The sequence below is a fragment of the Providencia sp. wls1922 genome, from assembly GCF_009706505.1.
GTDB lineage: Bacteria > Pseudomonadota > Gammaproteobacteria > Enterobacterales > Enterobacteriaceae > Providencia > Providencia lanzhouensis.
The window spans coordinates 12,164-31,940 of sequence record NZ_WLUG01000100.1; the positions used below are offsets into that span (position 1 = coordinate 12,164).

16 protein-coding genes are annotated in these 19,777 nt (G+C 45.2%); all 16 read left to right on the forward strand.

The annotated features are described in order from the left end of the window. The first annotated feature begins 202 nt into the window (after positions 1-202). Positions 203-1,960, forward strand: coding sequence for an AMP-dependent synthetase/ligase (locus GKR71_RS13590; RefSeq protein ID WP_108478395.1), 1,758 nt, complete (start codon positions 203-205; stop codon positions 1,958-1,960). Between the two features lie 329 nt (positions 1,961-2,289). Beyond that, positions 2,290-4,017, forward strand: a complete 1,728-nt coding sequence (gene ilvI / locus GKR71_RS13595; protein ID WP_154609418.1) for an acetolactate synthase 3 large subunit — start codon at positions 2,290-2,292, stop codon at positions 4,015-4,017. A 2-nt stretch (positions 4,018-4,019) separates the two neighbouring features. Next, positions 4,020-4,511, forward strand: coding sequence for an acetolactate synthase small subunit (gene ilvN, locus GKR71_RS13600; RefSeq protein ID WP_036951209.1), 492 nt, complete (start codon positions 4,020-4,022; stop codon positions 4,509-4,511). 84 nt (positions 4,512-4,595) lie between these two features. Beyond that, the gene (gene cra, locus GKR71_RS13605; RefSeq protein ID WP_036951208.1) at positions 4,596-5,606 is read left to right on the forward strand and encodes a catabolite repressor/activator; all 1,011 of its coding nucleotides are present in this window, start codon (positions 4,596-4,598) and stop codon (positions 5,604-5,606) included. 722 nt (positions 5,607-6,328) lie between these two features. After that, the gene (gene mraZ / locus GKR71_RS13610) at positions 6,329-6,787 is read left to right on the forward strand and encodes a division/cell wall cluster transcriptional repressor MraZ (protein WP_036951207.1); all 459 of its coding nucleotides are present in this window, start codon (positions 6,329-6,331) and stop codon (positions 6,785-6,787) included. A gap of 2 nt (positions 6,788-6,789) precedes the next feature. Next, positions 6,790-7,743, forward strand: coding sequence for a 16S rRNA (cytosine(1402)-N(4))-methyltransferase RsmH (rsmH, locus tag GKR71_RS13615; protein ID WP_154609419.1), 954 nt, complete (start codon positions 6,790-6,792; stop codon positions 7,741-7,743). Continuing rightward, positions 7,743-8,063 (forward strand): cell division protein FtsL, encoded by a 321-nt coding sequence (gene ftsL / locus GKR71_RS13620; protein ID WP_036951205.1) that lies wholly within the window; start codon positions 7,743-7,745, stop codon positions 8,061-8,063. The genes rsmH and ftsL overlap by 1 nt, the downstream gene beginning before the upstream one ends. 12 nt (positions 8,064-8,075) lie before the next feature. After that, on the forward strand, positions 8,076-9,842 hold the full coding sequence (ftsI, locus tag GKR71_RS13625) for a peptidoglycan glycosyltransferase FtsI (RefSeq protein WP_036951204.1): 1,767 nt from the start codon (positions 8,076-8,078) through the stop codon (positions 9,840-9,842). Continuing rightward, positions 9,829-11,316, forward strand: a complete 1,488-nt coding sequence (gene murE, locus GKR71_RS13630; protein WP_230085085.1) for a UDP-N-acetylmuramoyl-L-alanyl-D-glutamate--2,6-diaminopimelate ligase — start codon at positions 9,829-9,831, stop codon at positions 11,314-11,316. The genes ftsI and murE overlap by 14 nt, the downstream gene beginning before the upstream one ends. Then, positions 11,313-12,671, forward strand: a complete 1,359-nt coding sequence (murF, locus tag GKR71_RS13635; RefSeq protein ID WP_154634441.1) for a UDP-N-acetylmuramoyl-tripeptide--D-alanyl-D-alanine ligase — start codon at positions 11,313-11,315, stop codon at positions 12,669-12,671. The genes murE and murF overlap by 4 nt, the downstream gene beginning before the upstream one ends. Then, complete coding sequence (mraY, locus tag GKR71_RS13640) at positions 12,665-13,747, forward strand: phospho-N-acetylmuramoyl-pentapeptide-transferase (RefSeq protein ID WP_036951201.1); 1,083 nt, start codon at positions 12,665-12,667, stop codon at positions 13,745-13,747. The genes murF and mraY overlap by 7 nt, the downstream gene beginning before the upstream one ends. A gap of 1 nt (position 13,748) precedes the next feature. Next, positions 13,749-15,074, forward strand: coding sequence for a UDP-N-acetylmuramoyl-L-alanine--D-glutamate ligase (gene murD / locus GKR71_RS13645; protein ID WP_036951200.1), 1,326 nt, complete (start codon positions 13,749-13,751; stop codon positions 15,072-15,074). Next, the gene (gene ftsW, locus GKR71_RS13650; RefSeq protein ID WP_036951199.1) at positions 15,074-16,267 is read left to right on the forward strand and encodes a cell division protein FtsW; all 1,194 of its coding nucleotides are present in this window, start codon (positions 15,074-15,076) and stop codon (positions 16,265-16,267) included. The genes murD and ftsW overlap by 1 nt, the downstream gene beginning before the upstream one ends. Continuing rightward, positions 16,264-17,337, forward strand: coding sequence for an undecaprenyldiphospho-muramoylpentapeptide beta-N-acetylglucosaminyltransferase (gene murG, locus GKR71_RS13655; RefSeq protein ID WP_036951198.1), 1,074 nt, complete (start codon positions 16,264-16,266; stop codon positions 17,335-17,337). Before ftsW ends, murG begins: the two co-directional genes overlap by 4 nt. A 97-nt stretch (positions 17,338-17,434) precedes the next feature. Beyond that, entirely contained in the window at positions 17,435-18,853 is a 1,419-nt protein-coding gene (murC, locus tag GKR71_RS13660) for a UDP-N-acetylmuramate--L-alanine ligase (protein WP_154600130.1), read from the forward strand. Positions 18,854-18,855: 2 nt separating this feature from the next. Further along, positions 18,856-19,776, forward strand: a complete 921-nt coding sequence (locus GKR71_RS13665; protein ID WP_154600048.1) for a D-alanine--D-alanine ligase — start codon at positions 18,856-18,858, stop codon at positions 19,774-19,776. Position 19,777: the final 1 nt, after the last annotated feature.

The window sequence follows — 19,777 nt, forward strand, 5'->3', positions numbered from 1 at the left end:
TTTATTCCTTTCCTCGTTTATCTTTCCGCTATACACTCAAAATATTCAGCTAACAGATGTAAGCTGAAATAATAAAAAGTATTAAGATTAGGTTGTTTGTGAGTTTGCCGAATGACTTAAAATTCTAATGACCTATAGGGAATACACTTTGATTACTGAAAATCTATATCCATATCATATTGTTAACCGCATACGTTCCAGAATGGACGCGAGCGAGTCAGCGGATCGGATAGCTTTCAGTCAATGGGACAACGGACATCAATCAGAATTGACTTGGGCGGAAGTAGACACTAAAACCACCGCGATTGCCCGTCAGCTTTTGGCGATGAACGTTGCCCCGCAAGAGAATATTGGGCTTTTTGCTCATAATAGTATGAATTGGTCTTTGGTCGATATCGCGGCACTACAAATCAAAGCCGTGACGGTACCTCTCTATGCCACAAGCAGCATTGATCAAGCCGCCTATATCATTAATGACGCCAACATTAAGATCCTCTTTGTTGGTGCTCAAGAACAATACCAAGTTGCTTGCCAATTACTCACACATTGCCCACAGCTCTCCGCTATCATTGCATTAGACGATAATGTTGCATTAGATGGGCAAGTGGCTAACAGCATGCACTTATCGACATTTATGTCCCTCGCTCAGCCTCAATATCAAGCTGAATTAGATGCGCGAATTGCGGCTCAAAATTTAAGTGATTTATTCACCATTATTTATACCTCGGGCACCACGGGTGAACCGAAAGGGGTGATGCTGGATTACTACAATATGGCAGCCCAGCTTTATCTTCATGACAACCGTTTAGAACTGTCCGAAGACGATGTTTCATTATGTTTCCTACCACTTTCCCACGTTTTTGAACGTGCATGGAGTTTTTATGTCATGCACAGCGGCGCGCGCAATGTCTATTTAACCAATACTAATTTGGTGAAAGAGGCTCTTACTGATGTTAAACCAACGGTGATGTGTGCCGTACCGCGTTTCTATGAGAAAGTTTACAGTGCAGTACAAAGTAAAGTATCGCAATCGCCTTTCATGCGTCGTGCAATTTTCAAATGGGCGATTGCGATAGGGAAACAAAAAGTGAAGGCGATGGCAAAAGGTAAATCACTTTCATTTATCAACAACCGCTTATATGCATTGGCAGATAAGCTGGTTCTGAGCAAAATTCGCCAAGGGCTCGGTGGTCGTATTCGTTTTATGCCAGCGGCGGGCGCGCGTCTCGATGATGATGTGATTGCATTTTTCTTATCTGCGGGTGTGGATATTAAATATGGCTATGGGATGAGTGAGACCTGCGCGACAGTTTCGTGTTGGGAAGCGAATAAATACCCATTAGGCTCTATTGGTACGCCGCTTTCTGCCATTTCTGTGCGTATTGGAGCAAATGACGAGATCCAAGTTAAAGGCCCTGTCGTTATGAAAGGCTATTATAATCGCCCACAAGAAACGATAGATACATTCACGGCTGATGGCTGGTTACGTACAGGGGATGCCGGAAAAATCGATGAGCAGGGCAACTTATATATTACGGATAGACTAAAAGATTTAATGAAAACGTCTAACGGGAAATATATTGCGCCACAGGTTATCGAAGGTGTTTTAGGTCAAGATCGTTTTATTGAGCACATTGCCGTCATTGCCGATGCACGTAAATTTGTCTCTGCGCTGATTGTGCCTTGCTATGACAGCCTTGAAGAGTATGCAAATTCAATTAACTTAAAATACCGTGATCGTTTGGAACTGTTAAAAGATTCTAAAATTGTCGCGTTGTTTGAAGGTCGCCTCAAAGAGCTGCAAAAAAATCTGGAAAACTTCCATCAAGTGAAGCGTTTTACACTGTTACCAAGCAACTTCTCAATGGAGAAAGGGGAATTAACGCCTACACTGAAATTACGCCGTAAAATTATTTCAGAGCGCTACCGATTAGAAATTGAATCCATGTATCAAGAGTAATTTGATATTTAATCATATTTTCCAAGCCCTTCAGGAGTTATCCCTGAAGGGCTTTGTTTTACCTGCTATTTATGTAAAATCGCGTTGCCACTATTTTTGCTTACCTTTTAGTTATTTCCGCTCTATTTTGATTGAAAACTAGTCAATGAATCTGCCGAATTTTCATGTTCAAGACAAAATGAAATCTTCCTTAATTTCTCTGTGAAATCAAATTTGCGTCCCACAAATGGTAGGGATATGTTAATAGCTGAATTTATGACTAACTTAATAAAAATTAAAGAGGGTCGTACGGCTCTCTGTTAACTTGCAAATAGTCTGAGGGCAAACTCATGGAGATGTTGTCGGGAGCAGAAATGGTCGTCAAATCATTGATTGACCAAGGAGTTAAGCACGTATTTGGCTATCCGGGGGGCGCAGTTCTCGATATTTATGATGCACTGCATACCGTGGGTGGCGTAGAGCATATTTTAGTGCGTCACGAACAAGCTGCGGTGCATATGGCAGATGGCTATGCGCGCTCAACAGGGGATGTCGGCGTGGTGTTGGTAACGTCAGGACCTGGCGCAACCAACGCGATAACGGGTATTGCTACCGCATATATGGACTCCGTACCCATGGTGGTTTTATCGGGGCAGGTTGCCAGCTCATTGATTGGGAACGATGCATTCCAAGAGTGCGATATGGTGGGTATTTCGCGCCCAATCGTGAAGCATAGTTTTCTCATTAAACACGCGAAAGAGATCCCTGAAACCATCAAAAAAGCGTTTTATATTGCGGTGAGTGGGCGCCCAGGACCTGTGGTGATCGACTTTCCAAAGGATACGGTGAATCCTGCCGCTAAATTCCCTTATCGCTATCCTGAATCCGTCTCACTGCGCTCATACAATCCGACCTTACAGGGGCACAAAGGTCAAATTAAGAAAGCGCTGACCAAATTAGTCGCAGCGAAGAAGCCCGTGATGTATATCGGTGGCGGTACGATCAATGCCAATTGCTCTGCGGAGCTAATGACATTAGCTGAAAAACTTCAGTTACCCGTGGTATCAACATTGATGGGGCTAGGCGCATTCCCTGAAACTCACCAACAATCTGTGGGTATGCTCGGCATGCATGGTACCTACGAAGCTAATAAAGTGATGCATCATTCTGATGTGATTTTTGCTGTTGGTGTTCGCTTTGACGACCGTACAACCAATAACTTAGAAAAATATTGTCCGAATGCCACTGTGATTCAAATTGATGTGGATCCAACCTCAATTTCGAAAACAGTCAAAGCGGATATTCCTATTGTTGGTGATGCAAAACTCACGTTAGAACAGATGATTGCTCAACTAGACCATGCAGCTGCCGAGCAAGATACTGCGGCACTACAAGCATGGTGGAAGGAAATCGGTATTTGGCGCGAAAAACAGTGTCTAAAATATGCATTAAATCCAAACAAAGTGAAGCCACAACAAGCCATTGAGGCTATTTACCGCTTAACCAACGGTGAAGCCTATGTGACGTCAGATGTGGGGCAACACCAAATGTTCGCTGCGCTTTATTATCCGTTTGATAAACCGCGTCATTGGATTAACTCAGGGGGCTTAGGCACCATGGGCTTTGGTTTACCTGCAGCCTTGGGGGTGAAACTGGCTCACCCGAAATCCACCGTGGTATGCGTGACTGGCGACGGCAGTATTCAGATGAACATCCAAGAGCTTTCGACCGCGCTGCAATATGGTTTGCCGGTGTTGATTTTGAACCTGAATAACGGTTTCCTTGGCATGGTAAAACAGTGGCAGGACATGATTTATCAAGGTCGTCACTCGCAATCCTATATGCAGTCATTGCCGAATTTCACAAAATTAGCTGAGGCTTACGGGCATGTGGGTATTTCAGTCGCATCCCCAGATGAACTTGAAGATAAGCTGAAACAAGCGCTAGTCGAAGTGAATGAAAACCAGCGTCTGGTGTTTGTAGATATTAATATTGATGAAACTGAGCATGTTTACCCAATGCAAATCCGTGGTGGAGCAATGGATGAAATGTGGTTAAGTAAAACGGAGAGGACTTGATCATGCGTCGTATCTTATCAGTGTTATTAGAGAATGAATCAGGGGCACTATCTCGCGTGATTGGGCTTTTTTCACAGCGCGGTTATAACATCGAAAGCTTGACCGTAGCACCGACCGACGATCCGACATTGTCACGGATGACCATCCAGACAAAAGGGGATGCCAAGGTGCTAGAGCAGATTGAAAAACAGCTACATAAACTGGTGGATGTGCTGCGAGTGAGCGAGCTGACTGCGTCAGCCCATATCGAGCGTGAAATCATGCTAGTGAAGCTGCAAGCCTCCGGTTATGGACGTGATGAAATTAAGCGAAGTGCCGATATTTTCCGTGGGCAAATTGTGGATGTGACACCAACGCTGTACACCGTTCAGCTCGCGGGAACAAGCGATAAACTAGATGCATTTCTTGAAGCTGTGCGTGGTGTTGCTGAAATTGTTGAAGTTGCACGCTCAGGGATCGTTGGCGTTTCTCGTGGCGATAAAATTATGCGATGAAAAATTTATCCGCCGCAGGTAGAATAGAGCGGATTAAAGCCCCGAATGACTCGGGGCTGTTTCCCAAATTGCAAAGAGGTTAACGTGAAACTGGATGAGATAGCCCGTCTAGCGGGTGTTTCCCGCACAACGGCTAGTTATGTGATCAACGGCAAGGCCAAGCAGTATCGAGTCAGCGATAAAACTGTAGAAAAAGTGATGGCAGTCGTCAGAGAGCACAATTACCATCCAAACGCAGTCGCTGCAGGGTTACGCGCAGGTCGCACTCGCTCTATCGGGTTGGTGATCCCTGATCTTGAAAATACGAGCTATACCCGTATAGCCAATTATCTGGAGAGACAGGCTCGTCAGCGCGGATATCAGCTTTTAATTGCGTGTTCAGAAGACCAACCTGACAACGAAATTCGTTGCGTGGAACATTTGCTTCAGCGCCAAGTTGACGCGATTATTGTGTCTACCGCGTTACCTCCTGAACATCCGTTTTATCAGCGTTGGGCAAACCGTTCACTACCTATCATCGCGCTGGATAGAGCATTAGAAAAAGAGCATTTCATTAGCGTGGTCGGTGATGACCAAGAAGATGCGCTGATGATCTCTAAAGAATTACGAAAATTCTCAGCTGAATCGGTCTTGTATCTCGGGGCATTACCTGAACTTTCTGTTAGCTATTTACGTGAGCAAGGTTTCCGTAAGGCATGGGAAGGGGACTCTCGTGAAGTCAATTATCTCTACGCCAATAGTTATGAGCGCGATGCTGCAGCAGATGTTTTCTCTCATTGGCTAGATAGCGGTAACGCGATGCCGGATGCGTTATTTACAACGTCATTTTCTTTGCTGCAAGGCGTGTTGGATGTGGCATTGAAACGCAATGGTCGGTTACCCGAAAATATGGTTATCAGTACTTTTGGTGATAACGAATTGCTGGATTTCCTCGGTTGCCCTGTGCTGTCTCTTGCTCAGCGTCACCGCGATATCGCAGAGCGTATTTTAGAATTGGTATTAGCCAGCCTAGATGAGAAGCAGAAGCCAGAAACTGGAATTCGTCGAATTCGCAGGGACTTATGTCGCCGTGGTAGTTTAGGTCGCAAACAGTAGTGGATAAACCTTACCCAATGGTGAAAAAACCAGTTTAATAGTTAGTGATGTTAACCAAGATTCTTAGTAATATATCCGCCCCTATCTATTAGGGGCTTTTTTTTGGTGAAATTTATGGGTGATTGCGATTTTTTTTATTGCGTTATCCTGTAAATATTTCACTTTAGGAGTTTTCCTAATACTTTTTTTGATTATTTTGCATCGATTGTTTTTTTGACAAATTAATTTTTTATTTACCCATAAAAAAACCGATAAATACAATGAGCAAATTATTGTCAGCAAAATAACACTGTGAATTAAAACAGTTATTTAATGTGTTGAAATATAATGATTTTATATTGAAATACGTATTATTTGGTAGTTTTGTTTAAATAATCATCAATAAATGATGATCAAAAGGTAAAAAATAGACACGAAATAAACTGATTAAAAATGAGACGTATATATCATTTACTCAAATTTGTATGATTTTGCAGCAATGAAATAGATTTAAATATGTTTTACCTGCGTTTTATAAATAAGTGAATTATATCAACTCGTTATTTCTCTTTTTCTTTCCAAGTAAGATTTTTTCCCACTTTTTCTTTTCTAAAACGTTCTGTAAATAAAGCTAAAGCTACGTGCGGCTGGCTTGACAACGTTTTCATACCATTCGTAAACTTTATAAGTGGAGAATTGTGGGGTAAAGTGGGGCAGTTGGAAATAAAGGGGAAAAATCAGGTATGTTTCGTGGGGCTACACTGGTTAATCTCGACAGCAAAGGGCGGCTAACCGTGCCTACTCGTTATCGAGGAATGCTGAGCGAGGAATCGAAAGGGCAAATGGTATGTACCATTGACCTTCACCAGCCATGCCTGCTGCTTTATACCTTACCCGAATGGGAAATCATTGAGGAAAAACTATCTAAGTTATCCACCATGAATCCCGCAGAACGTCGAGTACAGCGCCTTTTACTTGGTCATGCCAGTGAATGTCAGATAGACAATGCAGGACGTCTTTTGCTAGCTAGCACGCTGCGTCAACACGCAGGGCTAACAAAAGAGGTCATGTTGGTGGGCCAAATAAATAAATTTGAAATTTGGGATGAACAGATGTGGTACCAGCAAGTGGAAAATGACATCGCTGCTGAGCGTCTAGCCGACGAACCGCTGTCCGCCCGTCTACAGGATTTGTCACTATAACAATGACACAGCAGCAATTTAAACATGTAACAGTACTGCTCGATGAAGCAGTGAACGGCTTAAATCTTAAACCAAATGGTATCTATATTGATGGCACATTTGGTCGCGGTGGACACTCTCGCTTGATTTTAAGCCAACTGGGAGAGCAAGGTCGCTTGATTGCCATTGACCGTGACCCAGAGGCGATTAAAGCCGCTCAAGGAATTGATGACCCTCGTTTTATAATTAAGCATGGCCCATTTTCAGCAATTGCAGATTATGTGGAAGAAGAAGGCTTAGTGGGCAAGATTGATGGTGTGTTGCTGGATCTCGGTGTCTCTTCGCCGCAGTTAGATGACCCAGAGCGTGGATTCTCATTTATGCGTGATGGACCACTGGATATGCGAATGGACCCAACGCGTGGTCAATCAGCGCAGCAATGGCTGATGACGGCAGAAGCTGACGACATCGCATGGGTATTAAAAACATTTGGTGAAGAGCGTTTTGCAAAGCGCATCGCAAGAGCCATCGTTGAGCGTAACCATAATCCAGAAGAAGAGCCGCTAACGCGTACGCGTCATTTGGCCGAGCTGATTGCCAAAGTCAGTCCGATTAAAGACCGACATAAGCACCCAGCAACCCGCAGCTTCCAAGCGATTCGTATTTATATCAATAGCGAGCTGGAAGAGATTGAGAAAGCATTAAATGGTGCGATGTCTGTTTTAGCACCTGAAGGGCGTTTATCCGTGATCAGTTTCCATTCATTGGAAGACAGATTAGTAAAACGCTTTATTCGTCAAAACAGTACCGGACCTTCTGTTCCTGCGGGGATCCCGCTGACAGAAGCGCAAATTAAAGAGCTAGGTGCCGCTAAATTACGCGCATTAGGCAAAATGAAGCCTTCCGAGATTGAAGTTGACGAAAACCCACGAGCACGTAGCTCGGTGTTACGTTTTGCAGAGAGAGCGGTAGAGTAATGACACCAGAAAGACACAGTTTAGCCAGAGTCATCGGTCGCGATTTATTTCGTTACGGAATTATTCCGATGATTTTGCTAGCCGCGATAGTGATTAGCGCTGTGTTTGTGGTGACCACCGCTCATGAAACACGACTGCTGACCGCCGCCAAAGATAAGTTGTACGAAGAAAAAGATTTTCTCGATATCGAATGGCGAAACTTGATTCTTGAAGAGAATGCGTTAGCCAGTCACAGCCGTGTTGAGCGTTTATCTGTTGAGAAATTACAAATGGTTCATGTGGAGCCATCCCAAGAAAACATTATTGTTTCCAAGCAATAACGAAGGTTAAGAATGAAAGCAACCAAACCCGCTAAGAACAAGAAAACAGAAGAAGTCACCAGCTTTGTTCGCTGGCGTTTTGTTTTGTTGTGTGGATGTATTGGGTTGGCACTAGCAGGGTTGTTGACTCGCGTTGCGTACCTACAAATTATTGCCCCTGAAAAACTGGTTAAAGAGGGAGATATGCGCTCCCTTCGCGTTCAAGAAGTATCAACGGCTCGAGGAATGATCAGTGACCGTGAAGGTCGCCAATTAGCAGTCAGTGTTCCGGTTAACGCTATCTGGGCTGATCCTAAAGAAGTTTTTGAAAAAGGCGGCGTCAGTAACGATGAACACTGGAAAGCGCTCGCCGATGCATTAGATATTCCTCTTGAGCAAATCACCACCAAAATTTCTGCTAACCCGAAAGGGCGCTTTGTTTACCTCGCTCGTCAAGTTAATCCCTCCATCGGTGAATATGTCCGCAAACTAAAAGTTCCGGGGATCTATTTACGTAAAGAATCTCGCCGATATTACCCATCAGGTCCGGTTACAGCCCACTTATTAGGCGTAACAAATATCGATGGTGAAGGCATTGAAGGGGTGGAAAAAAGCTTTAACCGTTGGTTAAAAGGCTCTCCGGGTGAACGTACGGTACGTAAAGATCGTAATGGACGCGTGATTGAGACCGTCTCTTCCGTCGATAGCCAAGCAGCACATAATTTGATGCTCAGTATTGATGAGCGTATTCAATCTATTGTGTATCGCGAGCTGACGAAAGGCGTTCAAGAGAACAAAGCTGAGTCCGGTGTGGCAATCCTGGTGGATGTGAATACTGGGGAAATTTTAGCGATGGCAAACAGTCCATCCTATAACCCAAATAATCTCGCGGGTACGCCGATGGATTTCATGCGTAACCGTGCTATCACGGATATTTTTGAACCGGGTTCAACCGTGAAGCCACTTGTCGTCATGAGTGCGCTACAAAACAAAATTATAAAAGAAAATACCGTATTAAATACCTATCCGTACCGCGTTAATGGTCATGAAATCAAAGACGTTGCGCGTTACGCAGAGTTATCCATTACGGGTATTTTACAGAAGTCGAGTAACGTTGGTGTTTCAAAATTAGCGTTAGCGATGCCTGCTACAGAGCTGGTGGACGTGTATAGCCGCTTTGGGTTTGGCAAGCCGACTAATCTGGGGTTAGTCGGGGAAAGTAGTGGCATCTTTCCAAGTAAAAAAACACGGTGGTCAGATTTAGAAAGGGCCACCTTTTCTTTCGGGTACGGGCAGATGGTGACTCCATTACAACTTGCGCGTGCCTATGCAACGATCGGTAGTTTTGGGATATATCGCCCGTTATCGATTACTAAAGTCGACCCGCCTGTTCCGGGGACGCGAGTGTTTCCTGAGCCAATAATGCGCACCGTTGTGCATATGATGGAAAGTGTTGCTCTGCCAGGTGGCGGGGGAACACGTGCCGCAATTAAAGGCTATCGTATTGCAATTAAAACAGGTACCGCGAAAAAAGTCGGACCTGAAGGGCGCTATATCAATGAATATATCGCTTATACCGCAGGGGTTGCTCCCGCAAGCAACCCGCGCTATGCCCTCGTTGTGTTAATCAACGATCCAAAAGCCGGTAAGTACTACGGAGGTGCAGTATCTGCACCTATCTTTGGTTCTATCATGGGCGGGGTTTTACGTCTCATGAACGTCGAGCCTGATGCATTGCAAACAGACGATAAAAGTGAAATCGTGAACAGTCAAAAAGAGGTTAAAAGTGGCAGATCGTAATCTTTGTGAACTCCTCGCCCCATTTGGTGTGAGTACAACAAATATCTCTTTACGAGAGATGACGCTAGACAGTCGAAAGGCTGCCGCGGGCGATCTGTTTATTGCTATAAAAGGCCATCAGTCAGATGGTAGACACTATATTCCTCAAGCTATCGCACAAGGGGTTTCTGCGGTTATCGCAGAAGCACAAGGCGAAGCAGAAGAAGGCGAAATTCGCTTTATTCATGGTGTGCCTGTCATTTATCTTAACGACCTAAACAATCGTTTATCCGCATTAGCGGGTGAGTTTTACCATCAACCTTCATCCCAAATGAAATTAGTGGGTGTGACGGGGACCAACGGTAAGACCACCACCACGCAATTAATTGCGCAATGGGCAAAAGGATTAGGCGAAACATCAGCAGTGATGGGAACGGTAGGTAATGGGCTACTGGGGAAAGTTTCTCCAAGCGAGAACACCACAGGCTCCGCTGTTGATATCCAATTAGAACTGACTCAATTACTGAATAAAAAAGCGACGTTGACGGCGATGGAAGTTTCTTCTCATGGCTTGGTGCAAGGTCGTGTTGCTGCGCTGCAATTTGATGCGGCAGTGTTCACTAACTTAAGCCGTGATCATCTTGATTATCATGGTGATATGGCTAACTATGAAGCCGCTAAATGGTTACTGTTTTCTACTCATCAAACCAAAACTCAAATTATTAATGCTGATGATGAAGTCGGGCTGAAGTGGTTGCAGCGTTTGCCGCAAGCTTGTGCGGTGACGATGGAGAATCGTATTCCAGCTAACTGGCAAGGTCCATGGTTAAAAGCCACCGACGTGGATTATCACGATAAAGGCGCAACTATTCATTTCATGTCAAGTTGGGGTGAAGGTTCGTTTGAAAGCCCATTAATGGGGGCGTTTAACGTAAGCAACTTATTGCTGGCGATGGCGACGCTATTGATGATGGATTATCCATTAGAGAAGCTTTTAGCGACAACCGGCGCATTAATGCCAGTCTGTGGCCGTATGGAAGTTTTCAGCGTTGCAGGCAAACCAACTGTGGTTGTGGATTATGCTCATACCCCTGACGCATTAGAAAAAGCGTTAGCGGCTGCGCGTTTACATTGTAAAGGCAAGCTGTGGTGTGTCTTTGGTTGTGGCGGTGATAGAGATAAAGGCAAACGCCCTCTGATGGGTGCTTCTGCTGAACAATACGCTGATAAAGTCGTGATCACCGACGATAACCCTCGCAGCGAAGATCCGCTGGATATTATCAACGACATCATGGCGGGTATTTTGGATTCTAGCCGCGTATTTGCGATCCCAGGGCGCCCAGAAGCCGTTACCAACACTATCTTACAAGCACAACCTGATGATGTGATTTTAGTGGCGGGTAAAGGTCATGAAGATTATCAAATTATTGGTTCTCGCCGTTTAGATTATTCAGACCGCTTGACTGTCGCAAGATTGTTGGGGGTGATGGCATGATCCCGATGACCTTAACCCAGCTGGCACAAATCACTCACGGTCGTATTGAAAAAGCGAGCAATAACGAATTAGCGTTATTAAACGTGAGTACCGATAGCCGTCAAATCGACGCTAGCTGCCTGTTTATTGCCTTAAAAGGCGAGCGTTTTGATGCCCATGATTTTGCCGCTCAAGTGGTGGATGCGGGTGCCGCAGCACTGTTAGTTGACCATCAACTGGAAGTGAGCTGCCCACAGGTGATTGTTGAAGATACGCGTATCGCGATGGGGCAAATCGCCGCTTGGGTTCGCCAACAATCTAAAGCGAGAGTGGTTGGGTTGACTGGCTCTTCTGGCAAAACATCTGTGAAAGAGATGACTGCCTCGATTCTGGCGCAACGCGGTAAAACCTTATATACCGCAGGTAACTTGAATAATGATATTGGTGTTCCACTGACGCTGTTCCGTTTAACGGATGAATACCAATTTGCCGTGATCGAAATGGGGGCTAATCACCCACATGAAATTGAATACACGACCAACATTGTTAAGCCAGAAACTGCATTAGTGAATAACTTATTTGGTGCGCATCTTGCTGGTTTTGGTTCCCCAGAAGGCGTTGCTAAAGCCAAAGGTGAAATCTACCAAGGTCTGCCAGAAGAAGGCACGGCGATTGTGAACTTAGATAGCTACTCGGATAAGTGGCAATTTAACCCTCGTCAAACCATTTGGTATTACTCGCTGACTGAAAAAGCGGATTTCTATCCTTCAGATATTCAAATCAAACAGCTGACAACCGATTTTACGCTACATACGCCGGTAGGGCAGGTTGAGATCACATTGCCATTACCGGGTGTACATAACATTGCCAATGTTTTAGCGGCAAGTGCATTAGCCATTTCTGTGGGAGCAACCTTAGAAGATATCAAACAAGGTATAGCTACCACGAAAGCGGTACCTGGGCGTTTATTCCCAGTGAGTTTAAGTGAGACGAAAGTCGTACTGGACGATACCTATAATGCCAATGATGGTTCGATGATTGCAGCGATTAATGTGCTGGCGAAAATGCCGGGCTATCGCATTTTGGTTGTCGGTGACATGGGGGAGCTTGGTGATTATGCCCATGAGTGCCACGAACGTGTTGGTTTAGCCGCGAAGCAAGCGGGTTTGGATAAAGTTCTTAGTGTTGGACAGTTAAGCGAAATCATTAGCCAATCTAGCGAACGTGGTGAGCATTTTACCGCGAAACAAGATTTATTAACCCGACTAATTCCGCTAGCACAGCAGAATGATGTTGTTTCTATTTTAGTTAAAGGTTCACGCAGCTCCGCGATGGAAGATGTCGTGAATGCATTGAAGGAGTGCTTCGAATGTTAGTCTGGTTAGCCGAATTATTGGTTCATAAATTTTCTGCTTTTAACGTCTTCTCCTATTTGACGTTCAGAGCCATTGTCGGTTTGCTGACAGCATTAGTTATTGCTCTGTGGATGGGGCCGCACCTGATAGCTTATTTGCAAAAAATGCAAATTGGGCAAGTGGTACGTAACGAGGGCCCTGAATCTCACTTTAGTAAACGTGGCACGCCAACGATGGGTGGGATTTTAATCCTATTTTCTATCTGCATGTCAGTGCTGTTATGGGCGCGTTTGGATAATCCATACGTCTGGTGTGTGCTGCTGGTTTTAGTGGGCTACGGTATTGTTGGTTTTGTTGATGATTACCGCAAAGTCGTTCGAAAAGACACCCGTGGTTTGATTGCACGTTGGAAATACTTTTGGCAATCAGTATTGGCGCTCGTTGTTGCATTCTCTATGTATGCGATTGGTAAAGATACACCAGCAACTCAGTTAGTGGTTCCATTCTTTAAAGATGTGATGCCGCAATTAGGTGTGCTGTACATTTTACTGGCTTACTTCGTTATCGTTGGAACCAGTAACGCCGTTAACTTAACCGATGGGTTAGACGGTTTAGCGATTATGCCAACCGTGTTTGTTGCCGCAGGTTTTGCGTTAGTCGCATGGGCAACGGGTAACGTTAACTTTGCTAACTATTTACACATTCCATTCTTACCGCACGCGGGGGAATTAGTGATTGTGTGTACGGCGATTGTTGGGGCAGGTTTAGGCTTCTTATGGTTCAACACCTACCCAGCACAAGTATTTATGGGTGATGTAGGCTCTTTGGCATTAGGTGGAGCATTAGGAACTATCGCTGTTTTACTGCGCCAAGAATTCTTATTAGTGATCATGGGCGGTGTGTTTGTGGTTGAAACACTGTCGGTGATTTTACAAGTTGGCTCCTTCAAATTACGTGGTCAACGAATTTTCCGTATGGCACCAATTCACCATCACTATGAATTGAAAGGTTGGCCGGAACCACGCGTTATCGTGCGTTTCTGGATTATCTCTCTCATGTTAGTTCTGATTGGACTAGCAACATTGAAGGTGCGTTAAGATGATTGGTTCACAGGCTCAGCAGTATCAGGGTAAAAACGTAGTGATTATCGGCTTAGGTTTAACCGGGCTTTCCTGCGTTGACTTTTTCCTTGCTCGTGGGGTTGTTCCTCGCGTGATGGATACCCGCGCTGTGCCACCTGGTGTTGATAAACTGCCTGAGAATGTTGTTTGTCATAGTGGCAGCTTAAATAATGAATGGCTGCAACAAGCGGATCTGATTGTTGCCAGCCCAGGCATTGCGTTAGCAACGCCACAGTTACAGGAAGCTGCAAGCAACGGTATTGAAATTGTGGGAGATATTGAGCTGTTCTGCCGTGAGGCGGATGCGCCGATTGTCGCAATCACAGGTTCTAATGGTAAAAGCACGGTAACTTCCCTTGTGGGAGAAATGGCGAAAGCAGCTGGAATTTCCGTTGGTGTGGGCGGGAATATTGGTATTCCTGCAGTTTCTTTGCTCAATCAAGGGCATAGCCTGTTTGTGTTGGAACTGTCTAGCTTCCAATTGGAAACTACGTCTAGCCTACGTGCAGCAGCTGCTACCGTGTTGAATGTGACTGAAGATCATATGGATCGCTATCCATTGGGGCTTGAGCAATATCGCGCAGCAAAATTACGTATTTATGATAATGCGCAACACTGTATTGTGAACGCGCAAGACCCGCTAACGCTCCCACATGACCAGAGTGTTAGCCAATACACCAGTTTTGGTTTAAATAGCGGTGATTACTACTTTGATACGCAAAAACGTGTCTTAGTTGCTCAAGGTGAAGAGGTGTTGGATGTGGCGCAAATGCATCTGACTGGGCAGCATAACTATATGAATGCACTGGCTGCATTAGCCTTAGCTGATACCGTGGCAATCCCGCGTGATGCGAGCCTTAAAGTCTTAAAAGAGTATGCCGGTTTAGTTCATCGCTTCCAGTTGGTCTTTTTCAACCGAGGTGTGCGTTGGATCAACGACTCGAAGGCGACCAATGTGGGCAGTACAGAAGCTGCACTCAATGGGTTACATGTGGATGGTAACATTTACTTATTGTTGGGTGGTGATGGCAAATCAGCTGATTTTTCTCCGCTCAAAGAATACATTTCGGCAGATAACTACCGTTTATATTGTTTTGGTCGTGACGGTCAGCAATTAGCGGAACTCGCACCAGAAAAATCTGTGCTGACAGATACGATGGAACAGAGTATGCGCCAAATTGCGCCGTTGTTAAAATCGGGCGATATGGTGCTGTTATCCCCTGCATGTGCCAGCTTAGATCAGTTCAAAAGTTTTGAGCAGCGAGGTGATGTTTTTGCTCAACTCGCTAAGGAGTTAGGTTAATGACCATACCGGGTGCTTTGCGTTTAAAAAACTGGATCATCGGTGAAAAGAATGGCGTGATTTCAGGCACGACGCTCTACGACCGTACATTGGTTTGGTTAGCATTCGGTCTGGCGGCAATCGGCTTCATTATGGTGACCTCCGCATCGATGCCTGTAGGACAACGATTAACGGATGACCCATTCTATTTTGCTAAGCGTGACGTGGTGTATTTGGTCGTCGCATTTCTTCTGGTCTTAGGGGTAATGCGGGTCTCGATGGCAACATGGGAAAAATACAGTTTTATTTTGCTGATGGGCGCATTGGGCATGCTGGCAGTGGTGCTGGTGGCTGGTAGTTCTGTCAACGGGGCATCACGTTGGATTGACATCGGTATTGTGAAAATTCAGCCCGCAGAAATTTCAAAATTCGCGTTGTTTTGTTACGTTTCCAGCTATTTAGTTCGTAAGTCAGATGAAGTGCGCACCAAGTTTTTCGGCTTCGTAAAACCGATGTGTATTTTGATCATGATGGCGTTATTGCTGCTGTTGCAGCCAGACTTAGGAACGGTAGTTGTACTGGTTGTGACTACGTTAGGGTTGCTGTTTTTAGCCGGTGCGCGTTTAGCGCCGTTTATCATCGGTATCGCGGCTTGTGGTGTAGGCGTACTGGCTTTGATTGTCTTTGAACCGTATCGTTTGCGCCGCGTAACATCCTTCTTAAACCCGTGGGATGACCCGTTTGGTAGTGGCTATCAGTTAACGCAATCTTTGATGGCGTTTGGTCGAGGCGAGCTACTTGGTCAAGGTCTGGGCAACTCAGTACAGAAATTAGAATATTTACCGGAAGCACACACTGACTTTATTTTCTCCGTACTAGCTGAAGAGCTGGGTTATGTAGGTGTGGTTCTGGTGTTACTGATGGTATTCATGCTGGCGTTTAGAGCGATGATGGTAGGACGTAGAGCGCTACTGACAAAGCAATTATTTGGTGGATATCTCGCGTGTGCCATCGGTATTTGGTTTACCTTCCAAGCATTGGTTAACGTGGGAGCTGCGGCAGGCATGTTGCCAACGAAAGGTTTAACACTCCCGTTAATCAGTTACGGGGGGTCGAGTTTATTAGTGATGTCAGCGGCGATCGCTGTGTTACTTAGAATTGATTATGAAACACGACTTGAGAAAGCTCAGGCGTTTGTAAGGAGTTCCAAATGAGTCAGGCAAAAAAATTACTCGTTATGGCAGGCGGAACTGGGGGACACGTTTTTCCCGGCTTAGCTGTGGCGCATTATTTGCAGGCTCAAGGTTGGGAAATTCGCTGGTTAGGTACTGCGGATCGCATGGAAGCCACCTTAGTACCGAAACACGGTATTGATATTGAGTTTATTCAGATCTCGGGTTTAAGAGGCAAAGGCATTGGTGCATTAATTGGTGCACCTTGGCGTATCTATAAAGCCATTCGCCAAGCGAAAGCGATTATTCAGCGCTATCAACCTGATGCCGTTCTTGGTATGGGCGGCTATGTATCTGGCCCCGGCGGTATCGCGGCTTGGCAATGTGGCGTCCCTGTTGTTCTCCATGAACAAAATGGGATCGCGGGATTAACCAATAAATGGTTATCAAAAATCGCTAAACGTGTTTTACAAGCTTTCCCTGGCGCATTCCCTGAGGCACCCGTTGTAGGTAACCCTGTGCGTGAAGATGTATTGGCATTGCCGGCGCCACAAGAGCGCTTAGCTGGTCGTGAAGGCGCGATACGCGTATTAGTTGTAGGTGGTAGCCAAGGGGCACGAATTTTAAATCAAGTCATGCCTGTAGTCGCTGGAAATGTGAGCAAACAGTTAAATATCTGGCATCAGGCTGGAAAAGGCAGTAAGGAATCGACAGAAGCACTGTATAATGATTGCTTGCAAAATTCAGGCAATTCTGAGTTTAAAGTGACTGAATTTATTGATGATATGGCGCAAGCTTACGCATGGGCTGATATTGTGGTTTGTCGTTCAGGTGCATTAACTGTCAGTGAGATAGCTGCGGCAGGTTTACCTGCGATTTTTGTTCCTTTCCAGCATAAAGACCGCCAACAATATTGGAATGCACTGCCTTTAGAACAAGCAGGGGCTGCGAAGATTATTGAACAACCGCAATTTACACCCGAAGCTGTTGTTGAGTTACTCAACAAGTGGGATAGAGCCGAATTATTGTCGATGGCAGATAAAGCCTATAGCTGTGCCATCACGGATGCAACCGAACGTGTTGCGGCGGTTATTTGCGATGTTGCGAAATAGCCTGACCATACAAAATAGAATGTAGACAGAATTTATAGAGAAGCGAAATACAGTGAATACACAACAGTTAGCGAAATTAAGAACATCGGTGCCAGAAATGCGTAGAGTACGGCACATTCATTTTGTCGGCATCGGTGGTGCTGGCATGGGTGGTATCGCTGAAGTGTTGGCTAACGAAGGTTATGAAATTAGTGGTTCAGATTTAGCACCTAATGCAGTGACTCAGCAACTGACTGAGTTAGGCGCCACTATCTATTTTAACCATCGTCCTGAAAACGTTGAAAATGCAAGTGTGGTAGTCGTTTCTACGGCTATTTCTGCAGAGAACCCTGAAATTCAAGCTGCAAAAGAGCTGCGTATCCCAGTGATTCGCCGTGCTGAAATGCTGGCTGAATTAATGCGTTACCGTCATGGTATCGCAGTGGCGGGAACTCACGGTAAAACAACGACAACGGCAATGATTTCTGGGATCTACGCTCAAGCGGGCTTAGACCCAACATTTGTGAATGGCGGATTAGTGAAATCAGCGGGAACCCATGCTCGCTTAGGTAGCAGCCGTTATTTAATCGCTGAAGCGGACGAAAGTGATGCATCATTTTTGCATTTACAGCCACTTGTTGCAGTTGTGACAAATATTGAAGCTGATCACATGGATACCTATCAGGGCAATTTTGAAAACCTGACAGATACCTTCATCAACTTCCTGCATAACTTGCCATTCTATGGCCGTGCAGTGATGTGTATCGATGACCCAGTGATCCGCTCATTATTACCAAAAATCGGTCGTTACATTACCACTTACGGCTTTAGTGACGATGCGGATGTTCGTATCACCAAGTACGAGCAAAAAGGGAATCAAGGCTTTTTCACGATTGCTCGTGAAGGCATGCCAGAATTAACTGTTGTGCTAAATGCACCTGGTCGCCACAATGCGCTCAATGCAACGGCAGCGGTTGCGGTAGCAACCGAAGAAGGTATCGACGATTTACACATTCTGTCCGCACTCGTGGAATTCCAAGGAACAGGTCGTCGTTTCGATTTCCTAGGTAACTACGCGCTGCGTAATGTGAATGGTAAAGAAGGCGAAGTGATGCTGGTGGATGACTATGGTCACCATCCAACAGAAGTGGATGCCACGATTAAAGCCGCTCGCGCAGGCTGGCCAGATAAACGTATCGTTATGGTTTTCCAGCCTCATCGTTATACGCGTACTCGTGACTTATACGATGATTTCGCAAACGTGCTAGGGCAGGTAGATGTCTTGCTAATGCTGGAAGTTTATTCTGCGGGTGAGAAGCCAGTTCCAGGAGCTGATAGCCGCTCATTATGTCGTACAATCCGCGGTCGTGGGCAGGTTGACCCTATTTTTGTGGCAGAACCTGAACAAGTTTCACATATGCTGGCACAAGTTCTTGATGATAACGACTTAATTTTAGTTCAAGGCGCAGGAAATATTGGTAAAATAGCCAAAAACCTAGCAGAAACGAAATTACAGCCACCGATGGTTGAGGAATAAGCATGACAGAAAAAATCGCGGTTCTCTTTGGCGGCACATCTGCTGAACGTGAAGTGTCACTTCAGTCTGGCAATGCTGTATTGGCGGGATTACGCCAAGCGGGCGTTGATGCACATCCAATTGATACCCAAGATTTTCCTGTTGTGACATTAAAAGAAGCTGGGTTTGATAAAGCGTTTATCGCCTTACATGGTCGTGGCGGGGAAGACGGTACGATCCAAGGAATGCTTGAGTTTCTCGGGCTTCCATACACCGGCAGTGGCGTAATGGCATCTGCACTGAGTATGGATAAACTACGCACCAAACAACTTTGGCAAGGGGCTGGACTAAGTGTTTCTCCATATATTTCACTTAACAAGCAGAAATATACTAATATTAAAAAAGAGCAGTTAGCTCAGCAAGTTAAGCACTTAGGACTGCCACTTATCGTTAAACCGAGTTTGGAAGGTTCCAGTGTTGGAATGAGCAAAGTTGATGCTCTGGATGCACTGCCAGAAGCCATTGAGCTTGCTTTCCAATTTGACGATACATTGTTGATTGAAAAGTGGTTAAGTGGTCCTGAGTATACGGTAGCGGTACTGGGGGACGAAGTTTTGCCTTCGATTCGTATTCAGCCACCGGGTATTTTCTATGATTATGAAGCAAAATATTTGTCCGATGAGACTCAATATTTCTGCCCAAGTGGATTAACAAGCAACCTTGAAGCGAAACTGGCAGATATCGCAATGCAAGCTTATCAAGCGGTAGGCTGTCGTGGCTGGGGACGGGTTGATGTGATGCAAGATAGTGACGGGGAATTCTATTTGCTCGAAGTAAATACTTCGCCAGGAATGACCAGTCACAGTTTAGTTCCAATGGCTGCGCGTCAAGCAGGTTTGGATTTTTCGCAGTTAGTGGTACGTATTTTGGAATTGGCTAGTTGAT